Source organism: Frankia sp. CcWB2, assembly GCF_977927585.1.
Window position 1 is genome coordinate 18,161 of record NZ_CDWRCM010000019.1, and the last position, 14,063, is coordinate 32,223.

Annotated in this window: 14 protein-coding genes and 1 tRNA gene; 4 read left to right on the forward strand and 11 right to left on the reverse strand. The window is 70.7% G+C overall.

The window, feature by feature from the left end:
* Positions 1-453 precede the first annotated feature (453 nt).
* Positions 454-1,410, reverse strand: a complete 957-nt coding sequence (locus tag ACY45C_RS03890; RefSeq protein WP_462186273.1) for a class F sortase — start codon at positions 1,408-1,410, stop codon at positions 454-456.
* Between the two features lie 386 nt (positions 1,411-1,796).
* Here ACY45C_RS03890 and ACY45C_RS03895 point away from each other — a divergent pair, with 386 nt between their 5' ends.
* Together ACY45C_RS03895 and ACY45C_RS03900 are read left to right on the forward strand one after the other, a co-directional pair.
* On the forward strand, positions 1,797-2,405 hold the full coding sequence (locus tag ACY45C_RS03895; RefSeq protein ID WP_462186274.1) for a hypothetical protein: 609 nt from the start codon (positions 1,797-1,799) through the stop codon (positions 2,403-2,405).
* Positions 2,406-2,565: 160 nt separating this feature from the next.
* Positions 2,566-2,639: transfer RNA gene (locus tag ACY45C_RS03900), tRNA-Pro, on the forward strand.
* Between the two features lie 139 nt (positions 2,640-2,778).
* On the opposite strand, the gene der is transcribed toward ACY45C_RS03900, so the two are convergent.
* The 9 genes from der to ACY45C_RS03945 form a co-directional block, all read right to left on the reverse strand.
* The gene (gene der / locus ACY45C_RS03905; protein WP_462186289.1) at positions 2,779-4,263 is read right to left on the reverse strand and encodes a ribosome biogenesis GTPase Der; all 1,485 of its coding nucleotides are present in this window, start codon (positions 4,261-4,263) and stop codon (positions 2,779-2,781) included.
* A gap of 134 nt (positions 4,264-4,397) precedes the next feature.
* Positions 4,398-5,225 (reverse strand): lysophospholipid acyltransferase family protein, encoded by an 828-nt coding sequence (locus ACY45C_RS03910; RefSeq protein ID WP_462186275.1) that lies wholly within the window; start codon positions 5,223-5,225, stop codon positions 4,398-4,400.
* Entirely contained in the window at positions 5,222-6,028 is an 807-nt protein-coding gene (gene cmk, locus ACY45C_RS03915; protein WP_462186276.1) for a (d)CMP kinase, read from the reverse strand. Before cmk ends, ACY45C_RS03910 begins: the two co-directional genes overlap by 4 nt.
* A 96-nt stretch (positions 6,029-6,124) precedes the next feature.
* A complete protein-coding gene (locus ACY45C_RS03920) occupies positions 6,125-7,237 on the reverse strand; it encodes a prephenate dehydrogenase (RefSeq protein WP_462186277.1) in 1,113 nt (370 codons plus the stop codon).
* Between the two features lie 24 nt (positions 7,238-7,261).
* Positions 7,262-8,020, reverse strand: a complete 759-nt coding sequence (locus ACY45C_RS03925) for a pseudouridine synthase (protein WP_462186278.1) — start codon at positions 8,018-8,020, stop codon at positions 7,262-7,264.
* Positions 8,021-8,036: 16 nt separating this feature from the next.
* A complete protein-coding gene (gene scpB / locus ACY45C_RS03930) occupies positions 8,037-8,612 on the reverse strand; it encodes an SMC-Scp complex subunit ScpB (RefSeq protein WP_462186279.1) in 576 nt (191 codons plus the stop codon).
* Positions 8,609-9,544, reverse strand: coding sequence for a segregation and condensation protein A (locus tag ACY45C_RS03935; RefSeq protein ID WP_462186280.1), 936 nt, complete (start codon positions 9,542-9,544; stop codon positions 8,609-8,611). Before ACY45C_RS03935 ends, scpB begins: the two co-directional genes overlap by 4 nt.
* A gap of 40 nt (positions 9,545-9,584) precedes the next feature.
* Positions 9,585-10,274, reverse strand: a complete 690-nt coding sequence (locus ACY45C_RS03940) for a zinc metalloprotease (protein WP_462186281.1) — start codon at positions 10,272-10,274, stop codon at positions 9,585-9,587.
* Positions 10,275-10,313: 39 nt separating this feature from the next.
* Entirely contained in the window at positions 10,314-11,303 is a 990-nt protein-coding gene (locus ACY45C_RS03945; protein ID WP_462186282.1) for a ParA family protein, read from the reverse strand.
* A 263-nt stretch (positions 11,304-11,566) separates the two neighbouring features.
* On the opposite strand from ACY45C_RS03945, the gene ACY45C_RS03950 reads away from it, so the two are divergent.
* Positions 11,567-12,655, forward strand: a complete 1,089-nt coding sequence (locus ACY45C_RS03950) for an S-(hydroxymethyl)mycothiol dehydrogenase (protein WP_462186283.1) — start codon at positions 11,567-11,569, stop codon at positions 12,653-12,655.
* A gap of 201 nt (positions 12,656-12,856) precedes the next feature.
* Positions 12,857-13,507, forward strand: coding sequence for an MBL fold metallo-hydrolase (locus ACY45C_RS03955; RefSeq protein WP_462186284.1), 651 nt, complete (start codon positions 12,857-12,859; stop codon positions 13,505-13,507).
* A 62-nt stretch (positions 13,508-13,569) separates the two neighbouring features.
* Here ACY45C_RS03955 and ACY45C_RS03960 read toward each other — a convergent pair whose 3' ends face one another.
* Positions 13,570-13,869 carry a GlsB/YeaQ/YmgE family stress response membrane protein gene (locus ACY45C_RS03960; RefSeq protein WP_462186285.1) on the reverse strand — a complete coding sequence of 100 codons (300 nt, stop codon included), beginning with the start codon at positions 13,867-13,869 and terminating at the stop codon, positions 13,570-13,572.
* Positions 13,870-14,063 lie beyond the last annotated feature (194 nt).

Here is a 14,063-nt window from a genome sequence, read left to right on the forward strand (position 1 = left end):
CCGTCACCGCCGGAACGCGGCCGGATCCGCCGGCCACACCCGGAACTACGGCTCCCCGCACCTGCCCCGACATACTCGGAGGGGCCGCCGAACCGGGGGCAGGGCCAGGCACATCGGTTCGACGGGTATCTCTATCAAAATAGGTATATCTGCATGACACGTAACAGACACTTCATAATCTGGACACCTAGGGATCGGTAGAACAGAAGTGCCGTTGATGACGATAGTGGACATGCCCGGGCGACCCGCAATCACCCCCACCCCAACACTTGAACACGGCACCAGAAGACCGCCGCCTCTCAGCAAGAAGTACGGATGCCGTCACGCCCGGTGCCTGTCGGCGGCTCGGTCACGCCACCTCGGTCAGGTCGTCACGACGCCCCCAAGCATCGACGTGTCGTAGATCTCTCCGGCTGTCTCGTCGGCGATCCGGCAGCGGAACGGGCCGGGTCGTCAGGGTGCGGGCTGCGGGTTCACACCCGGGACAGAACCGACCTGCGCCGGCTGCGGCCGTGCCGGCTGGCCTGACGAAATCTGCGCCGGCCTCGGCAGCCCAGGCGACGGCAGCCCAGGCGACGAGTGCGCGGGTACGGGCACTCGCGGCGGATTCGGCGGAAGCATGCTCGCCGCAGACCGGGCCGGCACGACGAGCGCGGCTCCTGCCGAGGATTCGGCGTGCGCGTACACCACCAGGTTGTTGAGATAGTGCCCGGCCTTCCGATCGAAGGCGCCCCCGCAGGTGATCAGGCGCAGTTCAGGGCGGAGTACCGGTCCGTAGACCCGGTTCGCCGGGAACCTCGACTTCACCACGTTCTCCGCGCGATCGACGACAAACGTCGTGGACACGCCGGTCGGCGAGGCGACCTCGACACGGTCGCCGGGCACGAGCTCGTGCAGCCGGTAGAAGACCGCCGGGCCGGTGGTGGAATCGTAGTGGCCGACGAGCACGGCAGGGCCGATGCCGCCAGGCGCCGGACCACGGTCATACCAGCCGACATCCCCCCATGCCTTGGGCACCCCGAGCGTGCCATCCGGGTTCAGACCCAGATGAATGATCGGAGCGTCCACCCTGATCCGGGGGATGCGCAGCCGGGACGGATTGTTAACGACCACCACCGGCTGCTCGGGGACGGCGGGAGGTAGCCCGAACCGGCCGGTCGTCGGCACGGGGGTGGGCGGCAGCGGGACGTCGGCGATGCCGGCCGTCGTGTCCGCCCCGGAACCGCCGCGGACGGCGTCGAACGCCGGTTCCGCCAGCCGGAAACCGCTGCCGAGGACAAGGACCGCCCCGACGAGGAGAAGCCACCGCCAAAGCAGGAGGCGCCTGCCCGCGGCGGGTGCGCGGACGGAGAAGGCCGTCGGTGCGCCGTTCGCGGGCCGCTGGTTACCGCTGCCCGTCCCACCTTTCACAGCTCCTCCCGCCATCCCGCCCGTCGATCGTCTACATGCCCGTGCGGATCGCTCCCGAGGTGGATCGTCCAGCGCACCGCTCGCGGCTCCGAACCGTCACGCGCCCGCACCACAAGGCCACTGATAGTGACTCTACCAATCGGTAGAGATACTTTCCGTGAGCGGCATGCTTGTGAGCGAGGTGCACTGGTCTCAATGATTCCGAGATCACCGAAAACTGGACGAACTAGACCGAAGAAGCGACCCGATCGCCGCCGCGAGGAGGTCGATCCGGCCGCACCACGCCCGGGCGGTTGACCCGCACCCCCACGCTCAGTCGCTAGGGTATCACTCGCAGTAATTAATCGATCACCGTACGTGAGAGAGGGGACCAGATGAAGAAAGGTATGGGTCGGAGCGCCGCCGTTCTCGCGATATCCAGCGCGGCGAGCGTCACCCTCACCTTCGGGCCCGGCCTGGCTGCTGCCCACGCCCTCGACGACAAGGACAACCACCGGTGCGACGACAAGAAGGACGGGTGGGGCATCTTCGGCGACAAGGACGATCGGGACGACAAGGACCGCGACCGCGATGACAAGATCGACGGCGACAAGCAGGTCCGGGCCGATCGGATCGACGACGGCCTGGACGGCAGGAACGGCCTGGACGGCAAGGACGATCGGGACGGCAGGAACGGCCTGGACGGCAAGGACGATCGGGACGGCAGGAACGGCCTGGACGGCAAGGACGATCGGGACGGCAAGGACGGCAAGGACAACTGGTTCCGCTGGGACGACAAGAAGCGCGACTGCGTCGTCGGTGGCGTCGGTGGCGTCGGTGCCGGAGTCGGGCCGGGGGGCGGGCCGGGGGGCGGGCCGGGGGCCGGTGTCGCCGCAGGTGGCGGCGGGATGGCCGACCCCGGGTCCTCACCCCTGCTCCCGCTGGCCGGTGCGGCAGTAGGCGCCCTGCTGATCGGCGCCGGGGTTGCCCGACGGCGTGCCCAGGGCGCGAGCTGACCCTGCTGTTCGGCGGCCATGCGGCGTGCAGACACCTCGTGGGTGACGGCCTCGGCCTGGTCCCACGCGGAGCCCACGCACGGTGACCGGGGGTCGCGCCGTTGACGACGCGACCCCCGGTCACCGTAGTGGTCGCCGGTACGGTAACGTTGCTGCCGTACGGGACGTGGCGCAGCTTGGTAGCGCACCAGACTGGGGGTCTGGGGGTCGCAGGTTCAAATCCTGTCGTCCCGACAGAGGTGGTAAAACCCGTTGGTCAGGCTTGTGAGCCTGCTCAACGGGTTTTTTCGTCGTAAGCCGCCGTCACGCCGTCCCGGCCGTCCGGCCGGTCCGGAAAACCCGCCCGGCTGGCGGCCGGAACCCGGTCCAACCGTCAGCCGCCGCCCCTGCGGTCGCCGCGTTCACGCACCCGCACCGAGATCGAGATGGGCGAACCGGCGAAGCCGAAGTCCTCCCGGAGCCGGCGTTCCAGGAACCGGCGGTAGGACGACTCCAGAAAACCCGTCGTGAACACCACGAACCGCGGCGGGCGCACTCCGGCCTGGGTCGCGAACAGAACCTTCGGAACCCGCCCTCCACGCGCTGGCGGCGGGGTCGCGGCGACGACCTCACCCAGCCAGGTGTTCAGCCGGCCGGTCGGGATCCGGGTACCCCAGGATTCCAGCGCGGTGCGCAGCGCGGGGGCGAGCCGGTCGGTCGCACGCCCGGTACGGGCCGAGACGTTCACCCGCGGCGCCCACGCGACCCGGCCGAGGTCGCGGACGATCTCCCGTTCCAGGGTGAGCCGGCGGTCGGTGTCCACCAAGTCCCACTTGTTGAAGGCGAGGACGAGGGCCCGTCCCGCGTCGACGACCATCGAGATGACCCGCTGGTCCTGCTCGGTCACCGGCTCGTCCGCGGCGAGCAGGACGATGGCGACCTCGGCGGCTTCCAGGGCCGAGGCGGTGCGCAGCGACGAATAGTACTCGGCGCCGGAGGCCTCCCGGACGCGACGGCGCAGCCCGGCGGTGTCGATGAACATCCACTCCTCGCCGCCGACCACCACCAGCTCGTCGACCGGGTCCCGGGTGGTGCCGGCGACGTCGTGCACCAACGACCGCCGGCTGCCGGCGAGCTTGTTCAGCAGACGCGACTTGCCGACGTTGGGCCGGCCGATCAGTGCGACCCGCCGGGGGCCGTCGGACTCGGTGAGGATCTCGCGCGGCGCCTCGGGCAACGCGGCGAGCACGGCGTCGAGCAGGTCTCCGCTGCCCCGGCCGTGCAGGGCCGAGACCGGGTGCGGCTCGCCGAGCCCGAGGCTCCACAGCGCCGCCGCATCAGCCTCGAATCGTACGTCGTCGACCTTGTTCGCCACCAGAATCACTGGCAGCCCGCAGCGGTGCAGCACCCGGGCGACCGCCTCGTCGGCGTCGGTGGCGCCGGTGACGACGTCCACGATGAACAGCACCGCATCGGCGGTGTCGAGCGCCGCGCGGGCCTGCTCGGAGACCTGGGCGGCCAGCCCCGTCGCGTCGGGTTCCCAGCCGCCGGTGTCGACGAGGGTGAACCGCCGCCCGCTCCAGACCGCGTCGTAGGCGACGCGATCACGGGTCACCCCGGGGACATCCTCGACAACCGCGGCGCGCCGGCCGAGGATGCGGTTGACCAACGTCGACTTGCCCACGTTGGGTCGCCCCACGACGGCCACCACCGGTTGACCGGCCCCGGGACTCGCGAACTCGCCGTCGAGCTCGCCGACGAACCCGTCGGGGCCACCGACGTCATCGCCGAAGCCACCGACGTCATCGCCGAGGCCACCGTCGGCGAACCGGTCGAACCCGGCCGCGCCGAGGTCCGTTGATAGGTCTTGTCCGCTCATCACTGTCACTGCCAACTGTCATCGTGGGACGGGATCGCCTGTGATTCCCGGGCTCGGCGCCGGGCACTCGAGCGTGGTCGGATCGCCGGGGGCTCTCACCCGCCCGTCCGGAGCGAGCAGCGATCTTGCTCAGGTTACCCGGAGCCGGCCCGGTCGGCCCCGCCGGTCCCGCCGGCCTCACCGCAGGCCTTTCCGGCCCGGACGGTCGCCAGATGGTCGAGCAGGCGCACCCGGATGTCCTCCGCGACGGCGGCCAGCGCCTTGCGCGAACGTGGGTTCGCCGGCACCTCCACCGCGAACGGCGCACCGAAGACTACCCGGATCGGCACCGACCGGCGCGGCCAGCGCGCCCCCCGGGGCAGGACGGCACCGGTGTTGATGCAGGCCACCGGTAGGACGCGGCAGCGGCCGTGCACCGCGAGGTAGGCGATACCGTGCTGGACCGCCGCCATCTCCCCGCTGCCCCGGGTGCCCTCGGGGAACAACCCGATCGCCCCGCCGCGGGAGAGCTCGTCCAGTGCGGTGTGCAGGGCCTCCCGGTCGGCCCGATCACGATCGATCGGAATCTGACCGCTGAACAGCAGCGCCCGGCCGAGCACCCCCCGGTACATCTCGATCTTGCTCAGGCAGCGCACGGTCCGCGGGGACTCGATCACCACCAACGGGCCATCCAGCCAACTGCTGTGGTTCCCAGCGAAGATCAACGGTTCGTCGAAGGGGACGTTCTCGAGCCCCTCCAGGCTGATCTGCATGACCACCCGGTTGAGGAACCAGCGGACCCCGGGCTTGAGGACACGGTGCGGGAGGTCGTTGTAGACCGGTGACGCGGCACCCCGGTGGACCGGTCCACGCGCGACCCGGGCGGCCCGCCCGGCCGCCTCCGCGGCACGTTCGCCGGCACCGTCGCCCGGCCGAGCGGCCTCAGCGCGGGGAGCCTCAGCGCGGGGGTTCGACGTGGTCATCTCGTCCGGTTCGGCAGCTGCTCGCAACGCCGAAGCACCTCGTCGACGACTTCGGGCACCGACCGGGCCGTCGAGTCCAGAACCATCGCGTCGGGCGGGATGGCCAGCGGGTCCGCCGCCCGGTTGCTGTCGAGCGCGTCGCGCCGGTCGAGTTCGGCGAGGGTCCGGGCGACGTCGTCAACGCCCTTCTCCCCGAGCTGGCGGGAGCGACGCAGCGCACGGACCTCGGTCGAGGCGGTGAGGAAGACCTTGATCTGGGCGCCCGGCGCCACGACCGAGCCGATGTCGCGACCCTCCACGACGATGCCGCCGGCCGGCAACACGGCGGCGATCACCTGACGCTGTTGAGTGACGAGCAACGCCCGCACCGCCGGCACCGCCGCGATCGCACTGACCGCGTTGGTCACCGCGCGGGTGCGGATCTGGGCGTCCACCCCGACACCGTCGATGGCGATCGAGGGCTCGTCCGGGTCCGTACCGACCGAGATCACCGCCCGCTCGGCCAGCTCCGCGACCGCCGCCGGGTCCTCGATGTCGATCCGCCGTTCCAGCGCGAGCTGGGTGACTGCGCGGTACATCGCCCCGGTGTCGAGGTACCGCAGGCCGAGACGGCGGGCGATCTCGCGGGCCACGGTGCTCTTCCCCGACCCTCCGGGACCGTCGACCGCCACGATCAGACCCTCGGCCCCGCCTTCGTGGACCGCGGGACCATCTCCCTCGGACCCGAGCGGCGCAGACGTTCCCTCCCGGCTGTCGGTGACCATGCTTCCTGCCGACAGCGCAGACCCGTGGTCGGGCTTCACCCGATTCCTCCGTCCCGGTCACATAATAAATGTTGTCGGATCGCGCCCCCGCGGATGCCGACATGTGCAACCCGGATCAGGCTACTCGGTACGGCATCAGGATCGCCGGTATGCCGTCCAGCCGTTGAGCGTCAATCGGTCGACGAGCTCGTCCGCGGCCGTCGGGTCCACCGCGAGCTCGACGATGCCGGCGGGTGCGTCGAGGCTGTGCTCGAAGGGCCCGACATCCTCGATGTTGATCTGCCACTGGCTGATGAAGCCGACGAGCGCGGCGAGCTGGCCAGGTCGGTCATCGAGCACGACCCCCACCCAGCCCCAGGACTGCGCCGGGGCGCCGGGCTTGCGCGGAAGCAGCGCACGGCCGGCCTGGCCGCACCGCATGAGCCGGGAGACCGCGGCGGTGACCTCGTCACCGGAACCGGTGTCGAGGACGCCGGCGAGCGCGGTGAGCTGGGCGCCGAGGGAACGTACCCGCTCGGCGATCGGGCCGCGGTTACCCTCGATGATCCCCGACCACAGCTCGGCGTCGCTGTCGGCGAGCCGGGTGGTGTCGCGGAACCCCTGCCCGACGAAGGGCACGTCCCGTTCCGGCAGCCCGACGAGCACCCCCGCGAGCGCGCTCGCGACGATCTGGGGCACGTGGGAGACCGACGCCATCGCCGCGTCGTGACGCTGCGGGGTGGTCCGCACCGGCGTGGCCCCGCAGGCGAACGCCAGCGCCACCGTGGCGTGCACCGCGGCCGACCCGGTGTGCGGGACGGGACAGACCGCCCAGACCCGCTCGGCGAACAGGTCCGCCCGGGCGGAGACGGCCCCGTGCCGTTCCCGGCCGGCGATGGGGTGGGCTGGGCACCACGTCGTGAGGTCGCAGCCGAGCTGGACTCCCTCGACCAACGGTCGGACCTTGACGCTGCCGGCGTCGCTGATCGTGTCCGCGAGGCCGGAGCGGGCCAGGGCGCGTACCTGGGCCGCGACACTCGGCAGCGGGGTGGCGACGACCGCATGATCGACCCGCTCCCCCGCCCACGGCCGCCCGGCCCCCATCTTCTCGGCAAGCGCAACCTGTGCCTCGTCCACGTCGCGGAGCAGGACCTCGATGCCCCTTGCCGACAGCGCGAGACCGATACTGGTCCCGATCAGGCCCGTGCCGACGACCCCGACCCGGCGCAGGCGCGGAAGGCATGCGACATCCCATCCCGACCCGACCATGGCCTTGAGCCTAAAGCCTCGAGCCTAGAGACCGACGCCGTGATACAGGGTGCCGATCTCGTGACGGGTGAGGTGACGAGCCCGCCCAGCGCGCAGGGTTCCCAGCGACACCGCCCCGAACCGGGTGCGCACCAGCCGATGCACCGGGTGGCCGACGGCGTCCATCATCCGGCGGACGACGTGCTTGCGCCCTTCGTGCACAACGACCTCGACCATCACCCGTCCGTTCGCGTTGTCGACGACGCGCGCCGAGTCCGCGCGCACCGGGCCGTCGTCGAGTTCGACCTCCGCGCGCAGCTGGCGCAGGACGTCGCGGCGCAGCGGACCGGACACCTCGACGAGGTAGGTCTTGGGGACGGCGAACGAGGGATGGGTGAGCCGGTGCGCGAGCTCCCCGTCGTTGGTGACGAGCAGCAGCCCCTCGCTGTCGGCGTCGAGCCGGCCGACGTGGAACAGCCCGCCGCCGAACTCCATGAGCAGATCCGCGATCGTCGGCCGGCCCCGGTCGTCCGACATCGCCGAGAGCACCCCGCGCGGCTTGTTCAACGCCAAGTGGATCAGGCCCGCCCTGGTGACGATCCGCTCACCGTCGACCTCGATGAGGGCGGTTTCGGGATCGACCCGGCGGCCCTGCTCGCGCACCACGGTGCCATCCACCCGGACCCGACCGGCAGCGATCAACTCCTCGCTGTGCCGGCGGGAGCCCACCCCGGCGGCGGCCAGCACCTTCTGCAGCCGGATGCCCTGGTCCTGGGGCTCGTCCGGGCGGTCACCGGTACTCATGACGGGAACCTGGTGCTCATGACGTAACAATGTCATCAATCTCATCGAGACCGGGCAGCAGGGGGGCGAGCGGCGGCAGTTCGTCGAGCCCGCGCAGCCCCATCCGTTCGAGAAAGTAGTCGGTGGTGCCGTAGAGGATCGCGCCGGTCTCCGGATCGTGCCCTACCTCCTCGACCAGGCCGCGGGCGGTGAGGGTGCGGATGACTCCGTCGGCGGAGACACCCCGCACCGCCGAGATCCGCCCCCGGCTCACCGGCTGCTGGTAGGCGACGACGGCCATGGTCTCCAGCGCAGCCTGCGACAGCCGGGCCGACTGGCCGGCGAGCACGAATCGCTCGACCCAGGGGGCGCACTCGTCCGCAGTGTAGAAGCGCCAGCCGCCACCAGTGTGCCGCAGCCGGAAGCCGCAGCCGTCGCGGGCATACTGCTCGGCGAGCTGCGCGAGCAGCCGCTCGACCTCCAGCGCCGGGGCGCCGAGGCCGGTCGCGAGCTCCGCGACGCCGACCGGCTTCTCCGCGACCATGAGGACCGCCTCAAGCAACGCACCCAGCGGCGGCCGGGCCTCCCCGGCAGTCCCGGCAGTCCCAGTCACGACGCCACCTCCCGCGACTCCTCCTCCGCGTCCCCACCGTACCGATCAGATCCGAACAGCCCGTGGCCGATCGGCGGGGCGTCGGCCTCGACCGCCGGATCCAGGGCGATCCAGCGCACCGTCAGCTCACCGAGCGGGACCTGCTGGTCGAAGGAGATCCGGCCCTCGCGGAAGAGCTCCAGCAGCGCCAGGAACCGGGCCACCACCTCGATGGTCTGCCGGCAGCCGACGCACAGCATCCCGAAGGTCGCGGTGCCCACCTCGCGCAGCATCGCGATGACGGCGAGCATATGCTCCCGCACGCTGATCCGGGGCAGGTGCACGTGATCGGTCGCGACCAGCGGCGGCAGCGGCGGCTCACGCAGCCGGGCCGCGAGCGCCGCGAGCTCCGTCGGGCCGATGCCAATCTGGACCTCCGGCAGCGCGGCGGCGTAACGGGGCTCCAGGGGTACCGCCCGGGGGGTATGGCGCGCCTCCAGGGCCATGAGGCCGGCGAAGAGCGCCGCAGCCTCCTTGTACGCCTTGTACTGCAGTAGCCGGGCGAAAAGCAGGTCGCGGGCCTCCAGCAGGGCCAGGTCCGCCGACTCGTCCTCGGACAGGGCACCCGGCAGCAGCCGGGCCGCCTTCAGGTCGAGCAAGGTCGCCGCGATCACCAGGAACTCGGTGGCCTGGCCGAGGTCGAACTGGTCCCCCAGCCGCCGGATGTGCGCGACAAACTCGTCGGTGACCTGGGAGAGCGCGACCTCGGTCACGTCGAGGCGATGCTTGGCGATGAGCGAGAGCAGCAGGTCGAAGGGGCCGGTGAAGTTGTCGAGTTCGACGACGAAGGTCTCCGTGCGCCCACCACGACCCGTCGGCACGCCGGTACGCGGGGCGGCCATCCCGTCGGCCTGGTCGGCCTGGTCGGCCGGAGCAGCTCGAGACCGGGTCATGGCGCCACGCTACGCCCCGGCGGCGTCGGCGTGATCATCATCACCCCAGGTTGAGGCCTATCAGCGAGGCGAGTCCCCGCAGCAACGGGCCGATGAGCTGGCCGATGACCGAGGGGAATCCGACGAACAGCACCGGCAGCAGCAACAACGCCAGCAGGATGCCCAACCCGATGTTGCGCTCGGCTAACTGGTACCGGGCTTTGCGCCAGCCGGCCGTGGTCGGGCCGAGCAGGAACAGCAGCCGCCCGGCGTCTGTCGGGGGGACCGGGATCAGGCTGACGATGAACATCGACCCGAACGTGACGGCCATCCACAACGCGAGCTCGGCACCGAAGCTGTTCGGCACCGTCACCTCGGTGACGCGGTCACCGAGCCGCACCAGCCCCGGCTCGCCGAGCGGCTGGAACACCGCCAGGGTTGCCAGGGCGAGCAGGAGATACGCCAGCGGTCCGGCCAGGACGGCGGCGGCCACGTGGAACCGGCGCCGCCGCCACACGTCGTTCATGGGCACCGACTCGGCCCAGCCGTAGCCGACGACGAAGACAGCGACTCCGCTGAACGGGCTGAGCCGGCCCTTCAGGCCCGTCGTCAGCCGCCCCGAGCGCATCGGGGTCGGGTCACGAACTAGCCGGGCCACGAGCACCTGGGCGGCGTCGTGGGCGAAGATCCCGATGAGGAAGGCGAGGAGGATCCCGAGAAGCGCCGCGGGTTCGGCAAGGTGGAACAGCACGTCGCTACCTTTTCGCCCCGATCGCCCCGTTGTCTCGGTTCAGCCGACGGCCGGCGGCGTGTCGTGCCGGACCATCAGTTCCCGGGCGAGTCGCCGGTAGCCAGCAGCCCCCACCGACGTCGGGGCGTAGGTGGTGATCGGCTCGCCGGCCACCGTGGTCTCCGGGAACCGAACCGTCCTGTTGATCACAGTGTGGAACACCTCGTCCGGGAACCGTTCGACGACCCGGGCCAGCACCTCCCGGGCATGCAGGGTGCGGGCGTCGTACATGGTCGCCAGAATACCGGCGAGCTCCAGGCGTGAGTTGAGCCGCTCGCGCACCTTGTCAATGGTCTGCAACAGCAGCGCCACTCCCCGCAGCGCGAAGTACTCGCATTCCAGCGGGACGATGACGGCGTCCGCCGCCGTCATCGCGTTCACGGTCAGCAGGCCGAGCGAGGGCTGGCAGTCGACGAGGATGACATCGTACTCGTCGAGGATCAGCGCCAGCGCGCGGGCGAGGCTGTGCTCGCGGCCGACCTCGGTGACCAGCAGCACCTCCGCGGCGGACAGGTCGATGTTGCTCGGCAGCAGGTCGAGCCCGTCGACCTGGGTCTCGACGATCACCTCGCGGACGTCGGCGTCCCCGCCCAGCAGGAGGTCGTGCACCGTCAGGTCGAACTGCATCGGGTTGACGCCGAGCCCGACCGACAGCGCACCCTGAGGATCGAAGTCGACAAGGAGTACCCGCCGGCCGTACTCCGCGAGCGCGGCACCCAGGTTGATCGTGCTGGTGGTCTTGCCGACCCCGCCCTTCTGGTTGCACATCGCGACGATCCAGGCGGGACCGTGCGACGCCAGCGGGGGCGGGACGGGAAACGACGGCAGCGGCCGCCCGGTGGGCCCGGGCTCGCCCACCCCGGCATCGACACTCTCACCGCCGGCCTCGAGCCGCCCGTCCTCGGACAGGCGGGGATCACCGACCGTCACCTCCCCGTAGAAGCGGCGGGTCGGTGAGGCGACGGACGACGTGTCGGTGAAACGGACCACTGAGGGGTTGCTCCTTCTACAAAGAGCAGAAACGGACCGGTAGGAGCGTACCGACACCGACCCGTTCTCGGTGGCGCCGGGTGGCCGTAAAGCGGCGTGTCGCGCCATGAGCGGCGTGACCACCTTGGACGGACCCCACCTGTGTTGGACGGAGCCCACCAACGGAGGTAGGAAAGTCAGACATCGGGGTGACCCCTCCGGTTCGACGAGGGATTCATCTCTCCGACCAGTGCTCGAGGAGACTCGAGGAGAAGGGATCCGGGATGAGCGCGCAGACGGTGGAAGCGGTGGTGGCCCGGGAGAAGGGCGCCGCGGTCTCGCTGGAGCAGATCGTTGTTCCAGATCCGGGTCCGGGCGAGGCACGGGTACGGGTGCGCGCCTGCGGCGTATGCCATACCGACCTGCACTACCGCGAGGGCGCGATCAACGACGACTATCCGTTCCTGTTGGGGCACGAGGCGGCCGGCACCGTCGAATCGGTGGGCGAGGGCGTGGTGGGTCTGGCCCCCGGTGACTACGTGGTGCTGGCCTGGCGGGCCCCCTGCGGAACCTGCCGGGCCTGTCGGCGCGGCATGGCCTGGTATTGCTTCGACTCCCGCAACGCGCGAAATTCGATGACCCTGGCGGACGGGACGCCGCTGGCGCCGGCGCTGGGCATCGGTGCGTTCACGCCGCTGACCCTGGTCGCCGCGGGCCAGTGCGTGCTGGTGGACCCCGCGGCCCGGCCAGAGGCGGCCGGGCTGATCGGCTGCGGGGTGATGGCCGGTTTCGGTGCCGCCGTGAACACCGGCAGGGTCACCCGGGGTGAGACGGTGGCAGTGATCGGCTGCGGCGGGGTCGGCGACGCGGCGATCGCCGGCGCCTCGATCGCGGGAGCACGGAAGATCATCGCGGTCGATGTCGACGACCGGAAGCTCACCTGGGCCCGACACTTCGGTGCCACCGATGTCGTGAATGCCACGGCAGGCGATCCGGTGGCGGCCATCCGGGCGCTCACCGACGGCTTCGGCGCCGATGTGGTCATTGAGGCGGTGGGCCGCCCAGAGACCTACCGCCAGGCCTTCGACGCCCGCGACCTGGCGGGACGGCTGGTCCTGGTGGGTGTACCCGACCCGGCGATGACCGTGGAGCTGCCGCTCGCCGAGGTCCTCGGCCGCGGCGGTCACCTGTCGTCGTCCTGGTACGGCGACAGCCTGCCGAGCCGCGACTTCCCGATCCTCATCGACCTCTATCGCCGGGGCCGGCTAGACCTCGATGCCTTCGTCACCGAGACCATCGGGATCGGCGACGTCGAGGAGGCGTTCACCCGGATGCAGCGCGGCGACGTGTTGCGCAGCGTCGTCATCCTCTGAGTCGTCGTTCACCGGGCCGCCGTCTACTGAACCATCGTTCACTGAACCTTTGTTTACTGGCGAGGTTCGTCGGCGGCGGGCCCACCCGGAGCCGGGAACCGCCGGATACGGTCGACCCCACCGGGTGCACCGCCGTCCGACGGCACCCGCGACACGCGCAGCGGGCAGCGGGCAGACCGATCGGGTCGAGGAGGGGACGCAATGATCGTCAATACCGGGCTTCGGGTGGATCGGGTGATCACGCGCGGCGACTTCACGCTCGACGGTCAGTCGTTCGCGGTCGACAACAACGTCTGGCTCGTGGGAAACGACGACGAGGTACTGGTCATCGACGCCGCGCACGACCCGTCGGTGATCGCGGCGGCCATCGGCACCCGCGTGGTCACATCGACCATCGCTACGCACGGTCATAACGACCACATCAATGCGGCGGCGGAGCTCGCGGACCTGGTCCGGGCGCCCATCGCGCTGCACCCCGCCGACGTGGTGCTGTGGAAGGCGATCTATCCGCACCGGGCGCCCGACCGTGCGCTCGCGGACGGACAGCTCATCGGCCTGCCCGAAGGTGGCGCGCTGCGCGTCCTGCACACCCCGGGCCACTCTCCCGGCGGGATCTGCCTGTTCGGGGAGATCAACGGCGACCCGGTCCTGTTCAGCGGCGACACACTCTTCCGCGGGGGTCCCGGGGCGACCGGGCGGTCCTACTCCGACTTCCCGACCATCCTGGCCTCGATCCGTACCAGGCTGCTCACCCTGCCCGCGCACACCGTCGTGCACACCGGTCACGGCGACGACACGACCATCGGTGAGGAGGGTGTCGACTACGACGACTGGGTGAGCCGCGGCCGCTGACCGGCCGCTTCCCCGCATCACCGCCCGGTGTGCACACCGGGCGGTCCGGTGCGCACACCGGGCTAGGGTCGGCCCGCGGTGCGCCGGGTGCCGGTGCTCTGCCCACGACGCGCCGCCCACATCGGGGAGACGATCGCGACCAGCGCGACCGCGACACCAACCTGCAGGATGTGCCGGATCCAGTCGAAGCCGCCGGTGTGGCGCACGCCGAGCGCGCTCGCGATCACGTTACCCACCAGCGCGCCGATGATGCCGAACCCGACCGTCAGCCAGAGTGGGATGTTCTGCCGACCCCGGACGATCAGACGGGCCAGAAGACCGATCACCAGACCGGCCAGAACGATCCAGAGAATTTGGAACACCGGGCACCCCCAGAGCGTGAGTCTGCCTCCTCTTCGTCTCCATGAACCCGGCCGTACAAACACCGCGGGCACCCGACCTGCACCGGATGCACAAACCTTCCTTATTTAGTTTTTTCCTGAAAAATGGGCCCAACCCGGCGGAACACCACCGTAAACATTTGGCCCAGGAATACGTCCCGATCGGGCCGGGACGT